The sequence below is a fragment of the Piscicoccus intestinalis NBRC 104926 genome, assembly GCF_001515525.1.
Lineage (GTDB): Bacteria > Actinomycetota > Actinomycetes > Actinomycetales > Dermatophilaceae > Kineosphaera > Kineosphaera intestinalis.
The window spans coordinates 1-12,974 of sequence record NZ_BCNQ01000130.1 but is presented as its reverse complement, the minus strand read 5'-3'; the positions used below and the strand labels follow the sequence as shown (position 1 = coordinate 12,974).

The 12,974-nt window shown below is 72.2% G+C and carries 12 protein-coding genes, 1 tRNA gene, 1 pseudogene and 1 riboswitch; of the genes and pseudogenes, 9 read left to right on the top strand and 5 right to left on the bottom strand.

Annotated features, from left to right (window positions below; genetic code table 11):
* The 5 genes and pseudogenes from PINTE_RS23360 to PINTE_RS16840 all read left to right on the top strand — a co-directional run.
* A pseudogene (locus tag PINTE_RS23360) lies at positions 1-857 on the top strand (hypothetical protein); the annotation flags it as partial.
* A 696-nt stretch (positions 858-1,553) separates the two neighbouring features.
* A riboswitch (cyclic di-AMP (ydaO/yuaA leader) is annotated at positions 1,554-1,733 on the top strand.
* A gap of 13 nt (positions 1,734-1,746) precedes the next feature.
* Complete coding sequence (locus PINTE_RS24810) at positions 1,747-2,379, top strand: transglycosylase family protein (protein ID WP_068433097.1); 633 nt, start codon at positions 1,747-1,749, stop codon at positions 2,377-2,379.
* Between the two features lie 149 nt (positions 2,380-2,528).
* Positions 2,529-2,601 (top strand) — tRNA-Thr (locus PINTE_RS16850).
* A gap of 162 nt (positions 2,602-2,763) precedes the next feature.
* Positions 2,764-3,213, top strand: a complete 450-nt coding sequence (locus PINTE_RS16845; RefSeq protein WP_068433095.1) for a Panacea domain-containing protein — start codon at positions 2,764-2,766, stop codon at positions 3,211-3,213.
* Positions 3,213-3,629: a hypothetical protein gene (locus PINTE_RS16840; protein ID WP_068433089.1), complete on the top strand. Its 417-nt coding sequence runs from the start codon at positions 3,213-3,215 to the stop codon at positions 3,627-3,629. Before PINTE_RS16845 ends, PINTE_RS16840 begins: the two co-directional genes overlap by 1 nt.
* Here PINTE_RS16840 and PINTE_RS16835 read toward each other — a convergent pair.
* Positions 3,608-4,426: a DMT family transporter gene (locus PINTE_RS16835; RefSeq protein WP_217996626.1), complete on the bottom strand. Its 819-nt coding sequence runs from the start codon at positions 4,424-4,426 to the stop codon at positions 3,608-3,610. The genes PINTE_RS16840 and PINTE_RS16835 overlap by 22 nt on opposite strands.
* A gap of 135 nt (positions 4,427-4,561) precedes the next feature.
* Between PINTE_RS16835 and PINTE_RS16830 the strand changes: the two genes are divergently transcribed.
* Positions 4,562-5,992 (top strand): aminotransferase-like domain-containing protein, encoded by a 1,431-nt coding sequence (locus tag PINTE_RS16830; protein WP_068433086.1) that lies wholly within the window; start codon positions 4,562-4,564, stop codon positions 5,990-5,992.
* Here PINTE_RS16830 and PINTE_RS16825 read toward each other — a convergent pair.
* The 4 genes from PINTE_RS16825 to PINTE_RS16810 all read right to left on the bottom strand — a co-directional run bounded on the left by PINTE_RS16825 (position 5,920) and on the right by PINTE_RS16810 (position 10,164).
* Positions 5,920-6,864: an alpha/beta fold hydrolase gene (locus PINTE_RS16825; RefSeq protein ID WP_157087320.1), complete on the bottom strand. Its 945-nt coding sequence runs from the start codon at positions 6,862-6,864 to the stop codon at positions 5,920-5,922. The genes PINTE_RS16830 and PINTE_RS16825 overlap by 73 nt on opposite strands.
* Positions 6,861-7,403, bottom strand: coding sequence for a DUF998 domain-containing protein (locus PINTE_RS16820; protein WP_068433080.1), 543 nt, complete (start codon positions 7,401-7,403; stop codon positions 6,861-6,863). Before PINTE_RS16820 ends, PINTE_RS16825 begins: the two co-directional genes overlap by 4 nt.
* A gap of 295 nt (positions 7,404-7,698) precedes the next feature.
* Positions 7,699-9,078, bottom strand: a complete 1,380-nt coding sequence (locus PINTE_RS16815; RefSeq protein ID WP_068433103.1) for a GntP family permease — start codon at positions 9,076-9,078, stop codon at positions 7,699-7,701.
* Between the two features lie 309 nt (positions 9,079-9,387).
* On the bottom strand, positions 9,388-10,164 hold the full coding sequence (locus PINTE_RS16810; protein ID WP_068433078.1) for a hypothetical protein: 777 nt from the start codon (positions 10,162-10,164) through the stop codon (positions 9,388-9,390).
* A gap of 283 nt (positions 10,165-10,447) precedes the next feature.
* On the opposite strand from PINTE_RS16810, the gene PINTE_RS16805 reads away from it, so the two are divergent.
* The 3 genes from PINTE_RS16805 to modA all read left to right on the top strand — a co-directional run bounded on the left by PINTE_RS16805 (position 10,448) and on the right by modA (position 12,936).
* A complete protein-coding gene (locus tag PINTE_RS16805; RefSeq protein WP_068433076.1) occupies positions 10,448-11,647 on the top strand; it encodes an acyl-CoA dehydrogenase family protein in 1,200 nt (399 codons plus the stop codon).
* Between the two features lie 99 nt (positions 11,648-11,746).
* Positions 11,747-12,163 (top strand): TOBE domain-containing protein, encoded by a 417-nt coding sequence (locus PINTE_RS16800; protein ID WP_068433074.1) that lies wholly within the window; start codon positions 11,747-11,749, stop codon positions 12,161-12,163.
* Positions 12,160-12,936 (top strand): molybdate ABC transporter substrate-binding protein, encoded by a 777-nt coding sequence (gene modA / locus PINTE_RS16795; protein ID WP_084343720.1) that lies wholly within the window; start codon positions 12,160-12,162, stop codon positions 12,934-12,936. The genes PINTE_RS16800 and modA overlap by 4 nt, the downstream gene beginning before the upstream one ends.
* Positions 12,937-12,974: the final 38 nt, after the last annotated feature.

Sequence of the window (12,974 nt, the reverse complement as noted above, 5' to 3'; positions counted from 1 at the left end):
GGGAGCCGCAGGCGTACGCCGGATTCCGCGCTCAGTCGCCGGGATACGCGCCGGCGCGTCCGCAGACGCCCGACGAACGGCCGCGGTTCTGGCAGCGACAGCAGCCGTCGGCTCCGCCGCAGGGCTACGACTCGGGCTCCGGCTACGCGCCGGGCAGCTCTCCGGGCGGCTACGGGTACCCGGCTCGCGTCGACCCCGCGGGGTCGCGTGGCCCGGGCGGGTACGGCGAGCCTGAGGGGCGGCCGAGAACGGGCCCGCGGCTGCGGCACGGGGTGCAGCTGCCGCTGGTGGCGCTGCTGGCGGCGCTGGCCGGGCTGGCGATGTGCTACCCGGTGATCGCGGTGCTGATCGCGGCGGCGTGGTCGGTGGTGGCCCGCACCGTCGACTCGGCGGCGATGGCGATCGCGGCGGGCGTGGCCGAACGCGGGTCGCGGCGCTCGGACGTGCCGCTGGCGGTGCTCGGTTCGCCGGTGCGCGCGATCCCGGCGATCCTCACGACGGTGATGGTCGTCATCGTCTCCGGGGTGGTGGCCGCGGGGGCGGCCGTCGGCGCGGCGGCGCTGCTCACGGGCTCGACGGGGCGTCAGATGTCGCTGGAGTCGGAGCCGGTGCTGGCGATCGGGCTCGCCGCGGGTGTGCTCGTGGGCTGGTGGGGCCCGGCGGGGTCGTCCCTGCGGCGGGGGTCGCGGCGCACGATGCGGGCCCTGACGCTGGGTCGCGCGGGCGCGCTCGTCGTGACCGTGGCGCTGCTGCTCGTCGGGGCCTACTTCGCGGTGCGCAGCCAGGCCAGCGGCGTGCAGCCGGACTGGTTCCCGATCGCGGAGTCGTTCGTGCGCGGTCTCCTCGGCCCGTTCTGAGCCCATCCGGCCGGCGCGACGCCGGCACGGACCTCTCGTGACTCTGCCGGCCTATCCACATGCTGGGCGTTGCGCTCGCAGCTCGGCGTCGCGGCTACAACCGCACCGCCGAGCGCGGCGCGCGGCCCCCTCGGGCCCGGCTCGGTCTCCTCACGGACACCCCGGGTGGCCCGGGATATCACGCCCGTGTGAACTCGTCGTGAGACCCGGCTGAGCGGCGCCCGATCGGCTGCCCGATCCCGCCCGCTTTCGTCTGTGTCCACGCCCGGGTTCCCGCTGACAACCCGCGAGTTACCGGGGGAGCCGACTCCGTCTGCGGCCCCTCGTGCGTAGGGCATTCGGGAGACGGGTGTTCGCCAAAAGATGGATCACGCTGTGCCAACTGAAGACTGGCTGAGGCGGCGAGGTCCCGCGCTGACCGGCGAGGTCTTGGTAACCAAGCACCGCTTGACGAGTGTGACGTACTCCACATTCGATTGGTCGATCGTCCAGATGGCCTGGTAGACGACCGATTCCCGGACGGAAGATTCCTCCACCGTGACCTGATCGATACGGAAATGAGGCCAAACTTTGCTCAGGCTGGTTGGCGTGCCCTACAGTCGCTCGAAGTTGGCCGACAGGGAAACACAGCCTGTCCTCGGGGGCCGGCTGGACAACTGCACATTTCGCCAACCATCAGCATGCGTGCCCTAGCGCCTAACTCCGTCGCCGGGCACCTCGCCGGACAGTCCGGGCAGACGGAGGTGGGGGACCCACGGGGGCCATTGAAGGCCCCATCGACCGCACGGCGGTCTCGGGGTGAAGTCGGCGCGAGCCGGCCGGGCACCTGACGCCCGAACCCGACAGCTAACCCCATCGGCGCTCGTCAGGAGAGGAACCCCTTACACTCATGCGCACTGTCGCTAAGCATTCTGCTGCCCGCAAGTCCACCCTGCTCACCCGCATGGCCGGCGCTGCCGTCGTCGGCGGCGTGGCTCTGGCCGGTGGCGTGGCAGCCGCCCCGTCCGCCTCCGCGGCTCCGTCGGACGTCTGGGACCGCGTCGCCGCCTGCGAGAGCGGTGGCAACTGGAAGATCTCGACCGGCAACGGTTACCACGGCGGCCTGCAGTTCTCCGCCAGCAGCTGGCGCGCCGCCGGCGGCACGCGTTACGCGAGCATGCCGCACAAGGCGTCGAAGTCCCAGCAGATCGCCGCCGCCAAGAACCTGCTCCGCATGCAGGGCCCGGGTGCCTGGCCGGTCTGCAGCAAGAAGGCCGGCCTCAACCGCTCCAACGGCGGCTCCGCTTCCGGCGGCAGCGTGTCGGCCTCCCGCGGCTCGGAGCGCGTCTCCCACAGCAGCCGCAGCAGCCGCGTCATGGCCGCCAGCCAGGTGCGCGCCTTGCAGCGCAAGGTCGGCGCCCGCGTCGACGGCATCATCGGCCCGGAGACCGTGCGCAAGACCGAGAGCTACCTCGGCCTCAAGCGCAGCGGCCTGAGCTTCTTCTCCAGCGCCAAGCTGGCGAAGGCCAAGGCCCTGGTCTGATCTGATCCGACGGGGCGTGGTGTTCGCCTGAACCGCACCACTGCCCATCGCCGACGGGCCCGGACACCGCACCAGCGGGTCCGGGCCCGTCGCCGCGCTCGGGTTACCATCACAACCGTGTCTCGCGCCCTGTGCGGCGTGAGATGCGCGCTGGCGTGGCGCAATCGGTAGCGCACCTGTCTTGTAAACAGGTGGTTAGGGGTTCGAGTCCCCTCGCCAGCTCCTGCCTGAGATGTCATGGACATGTGACCCCCAGAGCGGAACCGGCACCTCCTCCTGCTGCCGGATGCGCGGTGACTTACGCGGCGTCTGCCGACGCGTGCGCCCGCGAGGCATACTTGCCATGTCGGAGGCGGCTGCTCCCTCGCGACGGAGGTGGATGACATGACGAAGCACACGGCACGACAGGTTGCCGACTGGTTCCTCGCCTGGGGCGATCAGAACGAGGCGACACCCAGCAACTTGAAGTTGCAGAAGTTGCTCTACTACGCCCAGGGTCATCACCTTGGCGCGCACGGGATGCCGCTGTTCGATGACGACATCGAGGCGTGGGCGCACGGTCCCGTCGTCCGCTCCGTCTACCACGACCTGAAGAGGTTCGGGAACGGTCCCATCGACGTCGAGGATGTGCTGGACGCGGACTTCGACTGGGACGATTTCCGCGATGTCGAGGACGACCTCATTCGGGTGTGGAACACGTACGGCAAATACGAAGCGTGGGCGCTGCGCAACCGCACCCACCGCGAGGCTCCCTGGAAGTCCACCTTCGAGCATGACAAGACGTATCTGGTCATTCCGCAGGACGCCATGCGTGAGTTTTTCGCCGCTGCCTGATGGCGAAGGGGAAGCGCCGGGGACAGCCTCCCAAGGCCACCGATCAGGAACTATCGGTCCCCAAGGTGCCCGAGGACGACGGGCACCTGCTCCTGTCCTTCCGGCACATACAGCCCCGCTTCGGCGTGGACGAGATGAGCGAGCGCCAACGCTCTGAGTTCCTCATCAAGTGGGCAAAGAGGTGCGGGTTCACGTGGACGGAACTCGGCCTTCACACGAAGCATGGTCTCGGCTACGAGATGCTGCCCCGGAGTCAGTTCAAGCCGACTCCTCCTGAGGCGCTCACAGAGGACAAATACATGGTGTTCCGGCACGACGCGAACCTGCCGTTCGCCGGGTTCAAGGCGGGGGACACGTTCTACGTCCTGTGGATCGAAACCAGGTACGGCGACCTCTACGACCACGGGAAGAAGTAGGCGTCCAGAGCCGGCCGGGGAGTCGGTTGCGCTACTCGACGCGGGCCCGCTGGGTGACGACGATGCACGCCAACACCGCGGCCGCCGTGAGCGGCACGGCCGGGCTGAGGCTCTCGCCGAGCAGCAACACCGCCCCACACGAGCGTGAGCAGCGGCTGCGCGAGCTGCAGTTGGCTGGCCCGGCTGACCCCGATGAGACCCATCCCGCGGTACCACACGACGAAGCCGCCGAACTGCGAGATCGCCGCGATGTAGGCCAGGCCCACGACCGCCTGCCCCGTCAGCGCCACCGGCTCCGCGCCGAGGGCGACCGCGGTGACGACGACGTTGATCGGGGCCGCCAGTAGCACGCCCCGGCCGATGACCTGCCAACCCGGCAGGTGCCGCGACACCCGGCCGCCTTCGGCGTAGCCCGCCGCGCACAGCAGCAGCGCCGCGAGCAGGAACAGGTCGGCGACCGTCGGGCGGCCGTGGTTCTGGCTCAGCGCGAACGTGATGACGATCGCCGCCCCCGCGCCCGCCGCCAGCCAGAACGCAGGGGAGGGGTGGCGGCCCGTGCGGAGGGCCGCGATCGTCGCCGTCGCCATCGGCAGCGCCCCGATGACCACCGCTGAGTGCGCTGTCGAGGAGGTCTGCAGCGCCAGCGTCGTCAGCAGCGGAAAGCCGATGCCGCAGCCGATCCCGACGACGGCCAGCGCCGGCCAGTCCTCGCGCCGGGGCAGTGCCGAGCGCGTCGCCAGCAGCGCGGCCGCCGCGATGAGAGCCGCGATCGTGCCGCGCAGCCCGGTGCGCTCCACGGGCCGAAGCCGTCGAGCGCCCACACCGTGGCGGGGAAGCTGAACGAGAAACTCGCGACGCCGAGGGCGGCGAGGACTGTGCCGGTCGTCAGTGGCGGTACCGCGGTCTGCACGATAGCGCTATCGTTGCTACTCATGAATGAGGATAGCAGTTGGACCGGGCTGGTTCGCGCGCTCACCCGCGAGATCGAGCCGATGCCACCCGGGGCGCGCATCCCCACGCACCGGACACTCGTCGCGAGGTTCGGCGTGAGCGCCACCACCGTCTCCCGTGCGCTGTCCGAGCTGGGTCGCCAGGGCCTCATCGAATCCCGGCCCGGGGCGGGGAGTTTCCGCAGTTCGGCCCGTTCCGTGCGGGAGGAGCTCGACACCTCCTGGCAGCAGTCCGCCCTCGACCTCACCCCCGCCGTCGGCGCCGGCGGCTCGGCGCGCGACATCGACGCCGGTGCCCTCACCGCCACCGTCACCGGCTACGGGCCCGACGTCATCGACCTCAACGGCGGCTACCTGCACCCCGGCCTGCAGCCCGCCGACGCGCTCGCCACCGCCCTGGCGCGCGCGGGGCGTCGCCCGCAGGCGTGGGCGCGCCCCGACGCCGCCGGGCTGCCCGAGCTACGCGACTGGTTCGCCACCGATATCGGAGCCGGTCTGGCCCGCCACGACGTACTCGTCACCGCCGGCGGCCAGTCCGCGCTCTCGCTCGCGCTGCGGGCCATCGGCCGGCCCGACGACCCCGTCGTCATCGAGGCGCCCAGCTACCCGGGCACCCTCGCGGCCGCACGCGCCGCCGGCCTGCGGGTCATCCCCGTCTCCCTCGACGGCGAGGGCATCCGCGCCGACGACGTCGAGCGGGCCCTGACGCAGACCGGCGCCCGTCTCGTCGTCGTGCAGCCGCTGTGGCAGAACCCGACCGGCGCCACCCTGAGTCGCGAGCGCCGCCGCGACCTGCTCGACCTCGCCGCCCGACACGGCGCCTTCGTCGTCGAGGACGACTTCGCCCGGCACATGGCCCACGCCGACGCCGGGCCCCTGCCGGCACCGCTCGTCGAGGACGACCGCCGCGGCGCCGTCGTGCACATCCGCTCGCTCACCAAGATCACCTCACCCAACCTGCGGGTCGCCGCCCTCGCGGCCCGCGGCCCGGTGATGGCGCGGCTGCGCGCCGCCCATGTCGTCGAGACGATGTTCGTGCCCGCCACCTTGCAGTACACCGCCCTCGAGGTCGTCACCGGAGCCGGTTTCCGCCGCGCCCAGCGCACGCTCGCCGAGGCGCTGCGGCGCCGCCGCGAACTCGCCACCGGGGCGCTGGTCCGGCAGCTCGGGGACCTCGACCTGCCCACCCGGCCCACCGGTGGCTACCACCTGTGGCTCGCCCTGCCCGGGCACGAGAGCGCGCGCGCCGTCGCGACCGCCGCCCTGCGGCACGGGGTCGCGCTCACCCCCGGCGACAACTTCTACGCCAGCGCCAGCACCGCGCCGCACCTGCGTCTCAGCTACGTCGCCGTGCCCTCGGAGGCCGACCTGCTGGCCGGCGTCGAGCGGCTCGCAGCCTCCCGCCGCGCCTGAGTCGCAGCGCCCCGCGGCACCGCGGCCGCGACCAGCGCGGCCAGCGCGTCGGGGCGTTCGAGCATGACGAGATGCCCGCAGCCGCGGAGGATCTCGACGCGCACCGGCACCCCGTCGGCGCGCAGTCGCTCGGCGAACGCCAGCTGCCGGCGCACCCACCGCCCGGGGGAGCCGGTCGAGCGCTGCGCCACGACGACCGTCACCGGGGCGGCCAGGGGCGCTACGGCCCGCGCCGTCAACGCCTCGTCGACCACCGGCCGGTAGCCGGCCAGCTCGGTCGCGATCCCGGCCACCACCTCGGCGCGGCCGTACACGGCCCGGGCCAGCGCTCGCAGCGTCGCCGACGCGACCGAGCTTCCGCCGCCGGTGTGGGCGTCGACGACCGTCCGCGCCCACGGCGCCCAGACCCGGGCTCCCGACAGGGCCGCGAGCCGGCGTGCCCGACCGGCGAGGGCGGCGGCCTGCGCCGCGGGCCGTCCCGAGAGCTCCTCCTCGATCGAACCGTCGACGAGCACGAGCGCGGCGACCAGGCCGGGGTGGCGGCGCGCGAACACCTCCCCGATCGGGGCGCCGAGGCTGTGCGCGACGACGGTGACCGGCCCGGCTCCGATCGACGTGACGAGGTCGGCGAGCCGGTCGGCCTCGGTGGCTGCGCGCAGGACGTCGCCGGGCGGCCCGGACAACCCGGCTCCCGGGCGGTCGGGCCGCACGACCCGATGCCCGGGCAGGAGTCGGTCGGCCAGCGGCTGCCAGTCGTACCAGGCGCCGGCCACGCCGGACAGGCACAAGACGACCGGCCCGGCTCCCTCGTCGAGCACGTGCACATCGGCCCCGCGCAGGCGATGCACCCGGCCGCGACGGATGGTCGTCATGTCGACAGGGCCGCGCCCCGGCGCCACGACAGGAACAGCAGCACCCACCACAGCGCCAGCGCCGCGAGCGAGATGCGTTGGGCCGCACCGAGTCCGCCCACGCCCAGCCGGGCGACCTCGAGCAGCGTGTAGGCCAGTGCGACGGTGTGCACCAGTGCGAGTGCGATGCCTGCGATGAGCAGCGGCAGCGGTCCGGACTCCTGCTCGCCGCGACGGTGCCGGCGCCACACGCGCAGCAGCGACCAGCCCAGCGCCACGAGCGCGAACATCCCCGCGAGGCTGCTGCTCACGGTGTGCAGTTGGTGGGTCCATGGCAGCAGGCCGAGACGCTCCTCCAACGCGCACCGCGGATCGCCGGTCGGGGCGCAACTCATCGGCAGCAACGCGTCCGCCACCGTGGCCAGCCCGAACAGCGCGAGCATGACGAACGGCCCGTTGCGCCGCAGCCGCTGCCGCAGCCCGCCGCGGTCCCGCGCCACGAGCACGCCCGCGGCGACCGCGAGCGCCAGCCCCGCCGCGGCGTCGAAGCCGCGGAACAACCGGCCGAACGGCTGGGTCGCCGGCGGCCAATTCGCTGACGTAGGCCGAGGCCGCGTCGTGCTCGGGGTTCAGCCACGGCGCCAGCACCCACGCCGAATACAGCAGCGCCGCGCACCCCGCGATCACCGCAGCGACGCGGGCGGCGCGCCGGGTCCTGGGTGCTGGTGCGTGTGGCATCCGTCCCCCTGTCCTCTCGGTGTGGGCTCGCCGAGCCCCACGCGTGTGTCGGTCCCATCGACACGATCGCAGGGCCCGCGAGCCGGGCGCACATCGGGGGCGGCCCGGCGCCCCGCGCTAGAACACCAGGCTCAGCACGAACGCGAAGATGAAGCCGACGGTGCCGAGGATCGTCTCCATGACGGTCCACGTCTTCAGGGTCGTCTTCTCGTCCATGCCGAGGAAGCGGCCGACGAGCCAGAACCCGGAGTCGTTGACGTGGCTGAGCACGGTGGCGCCGCAGGCGATCGCGATGACGATGAGGCACAGGTCGAGGGCCGAGAGCCCGCTGGTGGCGGCGACGGTCGGCGCCATGAGGCCGGCGGTCGTCGTCAGCGCGACGGTGGCCGAGCCCTGCGCCACACGCAGCGCGGTCGACACGACGAAGGCCGCGACGATGACCGGCAGGCCGGTCTGCTCGAGGCTGCCCGCGAGCGCCTCGCCGATGCCGCTGGCCCGCAGCACGCCGCCGAACATGCCGCCCGCGCCGGTGACGAGGATGATCGCGCAGACCGGGCCGAGCGCGTCGTTGAGGATCGTCTCGATCCGCGCGCGGCTGCGGCCGCCGGCCAGCAGCACGCTCGCGACGAGCACGGTGATGAGCAGCGCGATCGGGGTCTTGCCGACCATCCGCAGGCCGTTCACCCACGTCGCGTCGGGATCGACGGCGCCGGCCGTGCCGAGGGTGTTCAGGCCGGTGTCCATGAAGATCAGCACGAGCGGCAGCAGCAGGATGAACAGCACGGTGCCGAACGAGGGCAGCCGACCCGGCTCGTGGCTGGTCTGCTCGCCGAGGGAGTCGGGCACCGGCAGGTCGAAGCGGCGGCCGGTGAACGTGCCGAAGAGGTAGCCGCCGAGGTACCACGTGGGGATCGCGATGACGAGACCGACGATGAGCAGCAGGCCGAGGTCGGCGCCGAGCAGCTCACCGGCGGCGACCGGGCCCGGGTGCGGCGGCACGAACGCGTGCATCACCGCGAACGCCCCCGCGGCGGGAAGCGCGTACGTGAGCACCGAGCCGCCGAGGCGCCGGGCGACGCTGAAGATGATCGGCAGCATGACGACCAGGCCTGCGTCGAAGAAGATCGGGAAGCCGAACAGCAGGCTCGCGACGCCGAGGGCCAGCGGCGCCCGGTGCTCCCCGAAGCGACGGATCAGCGTGTCGGCGAGCACCTGCGCGCCGCCGCTGACCTCGAGCAGCCGGCCGATCATCGCGCCGAGCCCGACGAGCAGGGCGACGCTGGCCAGGGTGGTGCCGAATCCGTCGAGCAGCGTCGGCACGACGTCGCCGAACGGGATGCGGGTGGCCAGCGCGGTGATGAGCGAGACGAGCACGAGCGCCACGAAGGCGTGCATCTTCAGCTTGATGATGAGGAACAGCAGCACGAGCACGGCTGCGAGCGCGATGAGCAGCAGCACCGGCGCCGAGTAGGCCGGCTCCACCGGCTCGTCGGCCAGGCGGAGCCCGGTGGCCAGGGTGACGGCCGTGGGGACCGAAGCGGTGAGGAACACGAGACCTCCTTGTCAGGGTTCGCAGATCGTTCGCAGATCGTGCGAACCGGACCAGCTTGCAGTCCGCACGAGGGCATGTGGGTCAGTTATGAGCGTTCGCGCACCAAAAGCGGGTGCGGCGTACGTCACGGCATGAGCCCACGTCGAATGATGACACCGGAGTCGGTGCGATGCCCGGGAGCGCGGGGATCGGGCGCGGGTCGTGGCGCGGATCGGGGCGCGTGCGTGCGGCTCGGGTCGCCGGCCGAGGGCGGCTCAGCGGGCGAGCAGCGGCAGGTCGTCGCTGCGTAGCCCGTCGGGATCGGCGAGCAACTGGGGAGCCGAGGCACCGAAGGCGCGAGCGGCCCGGGTGGCCAGCCGATACGACCGGCGCCGGGTGCGCTGCGGGGGGTCGATGAGGGCGAATTCGGTACTCAACGGCCAGAACCGGCGGGTGCGCAGGCCGTCAGGGTGGAGTTCGCCGGTCTCCTCGTCGAGCCGCCTTAGGGTCACGCCCTGTGGCAGATCGGTGTGCACGCCGACCGTCACGCGCGCCCGGCCGCGGTAGTTCAGGCGTTCGGCGCGCCGGTGCAGGTACACCTGCACCTCGATGAGGATCGCCTCCAGGTCGCAGAGCATGACGTGGGAGGGGGTGCGCGGCACGCCGGGCAGCCAGCCGTAGCGGGCGCCGGCGACCACGACCCGCCGGGGCTCCAGGCGCAGGGCTTCGAGAACGTCGATCTCGCCGGGGGATCGCTCGGTGTAGGCGCTCAGGCTGCCGCCATCCTCGCTGCAGGCGACCGTCGGGGTCGTGCTGGTGTAGGCGAGCGGTCCGATCGGCACGTCGCCGGCCTCGAACGCGCCGAGCATGAGTTGCGCGAGGTCGTCGGGCCCCACGGCCGGCGCGGACCGCAGGTCGAGAAACTGGCCCAGCGCGACGACGCAGGCCGTGCGCGAGGTGTCGATGAAGTCGAGAACGGGGCGCACGGCGGACAGAAACGCCTCGGGCGTCGGGGAGCCACCTGCCGTGTCGAAGTCCATCGAATCGGCCACCGCCTCACTGTAAGTCGCCCACACCCGGGAAAGCTCGGGAGCCCGGGTGGGATGCCGGTTTTATCACGGATGCTATTGGCTGGTCGCGGCGTGCGGATCCGCCTCCGGGCACAGAGTTTGTCGCGGCACGAGTCGCGGCCGCCTGTCGGGCTCGGGGTGCGCGCGGTGTCGGCTCGGCAGACGCGGAGGCGGCTCGCGGCCTAGCGTGGGGTGCAGATCGCCCGCCACGAGACCCGACGAACCCACGAGACCCACGAGACCCACGAGACCCAGGAGACCGGCAGTGAGCCACCCGCAGGCGCCCAGGAGAATTCACCCGCTCGACCTCGCCGACATCGACGACCAGCTCAGCGAGGAGGAGCTCGCGGTGCGTGAGGCGGTGCGGGCGGTGTGCGACAAGGAGATCGACCCGCACGTCGCCGAGTGGTTCGAGCGCGGGGAACTGCCGCAGGTGCGCGAATTGGCGCGCACCCTCGGCGAGGTCGGCCTGCTCGGCATGCACCTGGACGGGTACGGCTGCGCGGGCATGAGCGCCGTCGACTACGGGCTGGCCTGCCTGGAGCTGGAGGCCTCCGACTCCGGCATCCGCTCGCTGGTGTCGGTGCAGGGGTCGCTGGCGATGTTCGCGATCTGGCGGTTCGGCAGCGAGGAGCACAAGCAGGAGTGGCTGCCGCGGATGGCGACCGGCGAGGCGATCGGGTGCTTCGGCCTCACCGAGCCCGATCACGGCTCCGACCCGGCGTCGATGCGCACCCGCGCTCGCCGCGACGGCGACGACTGGGTGCTCGACGGCCGCAAGATGTGGATCACCAACGGGTCGGTCGCCGATGTAGCAATCGTCTGGGCCAACGCGGGCGAGGAGAACGGGGGCATCCGCGGGTTCGTCGTGCCCACCGACTCCGCCGGTTTCTCTGCACCACTCATCAAGCACAAGATGAGCTTGCGCGCGTCGGTGACCAGCGAACTCGTGCTCGACGGCGTGCGGCTACCGGCGGAGGCGGTGCTGCCGGAGGTGCGCGGGCTCAAGGGCCCGCTCAGCTGCCTCAACGAGGCCCGGTACGGCATCGTCTGGGGCTCGATGGGGGCGGCCCGGTCGGCGTTCTCCGCGGCCCTGGAGTACTCGACGCAACGCACCCAGTTCGGCCGGCCGCTCGCGGGGTTCCAGCTCACCCAGGCCAAGCTCGCGCAGATGAGCACCGAGCTGACGCTCGGTACGCTGCTCGCTCTGCACCTGGGGCGCCGCAAGGACTCGGTCGGGCTGCGCCCCGACCAGGTGAGCATCGGCAAGCTCAACAACGTGACGAAGGCGCTGGAGATCTGCCGCACGGCGCGCACGATCCTCGGCGCGAACGGCATCTCGCTGGAGTACCCGGTGATCCGGCACATGAACAACCTGGAGTCGGTGCTGACGTACGAGGGCACCCCCGAGATGCACATGCTGATGATCGGGCAGGCGCTGACGGGAGAACCGGCGTACCGCTGACGGGTTCGTGCGCCGGGAACGCTCCGGTGTGTCGGTCAATGTGTCGCAGATGCGGCTGATCGACTCGACAAAGAGTCGCACATGCGGAATATTCACGGCATGGCCACGACCTATCGGGTGAAGGAGGCGGCGGCGCTGCTGGGTGTCAGTGACGACACCATGCGCCGCTGGCTCGACCACGGCGACCTGCCGACCACGCGCGATGACGCCGGGCGCCTCGCGGTCGACGGCGCCGCGCTGGCCGCCTTCGCGCGCGATCGCGGCGCGGGCCCGCCCGAGGTGCTGTCGGGGGGCACCTCGGCGCGCAACCGCTTCACCGGGTTGGTCACCGCCGTGACCTGCGACAAGGTCATGGCCGAGGTCGAGATGCAGTGCGGTCCGTTCACCGTCGTGTCCCTCATGAGCACGCGCTCCGTGGAGGCGCTCGGGCTGGCTCCGGGGTCGTTGGCCGTCGCGGTCGTCAAGGCCACCACCGTCATCGTCGGCACGCCCCGCGCGGTGGACGGAACCCCGTGAGATCCCGCTGTGTCCTCGCGTGCCTCGCGCTGCCGCTCCTCGTCGCCTGCGGCGGCTCCGGCCAGGCCGCCGACGGCACCGCGGGCGGGGACCAGACGCTGACGGTCTTCGCGGCCGCCTCGCTCAACACGAGCTTCACCCAGCTGGGCCAGGAGTTCGAGCAGCAGCACCCCGGGGTGAGCGTGTCGTTCAGCTTCGGCGGGTCCTCCGACCTCGTCGCGCAGCTCACCCAGGGCGCGCCCGGCGACGTCTTCGCCAGCGCCAACGAGCCGACCATGGCCAAGGCCGTCGAGGCGGGCATCGTCAGCGGGCAGCCCAGGCCGTTCGCGAGCAACACGCTGACGATCGTCACCGCGCCCGGCAACCCCAAGAAGATCACCGACCTGCAGAACCTCGCGCAGCAGAGCGCCGGCGACGTCAAGGCCGTCGTGTGCGCGGCGCCGGTGCCGTGCGGTGCGGCGACCGAGACGGTCGAGAAGGCCGCCGGCGTGACGATCACGGCGGTCAGCGAGGAGCAGGCGGTCACCGACGTGCTCGGCAAGGTGACGTCCGGGCAGGCCGACGCCGGGCTCGTGTACCTCACCGACGCCAGGGGCGCCGGTGACCAGGTCACCCAGGTCGACTTCCCCGAGTCCTCGGCCGCGGTCAACCGCTACCCGATCGCGGCGCTGACCTCGGCGAAGAACCCGACCACCGCAACGCAGTTCGTCGACTTCATCGCCGGTGAGCGCGGCCGCGCCGTGCTGTCGCAGACGGGCTTCGCGGCGCCGTGACCCAGACCGTTCCGCGGCGGAGGCGGGCCGCCCGCCTC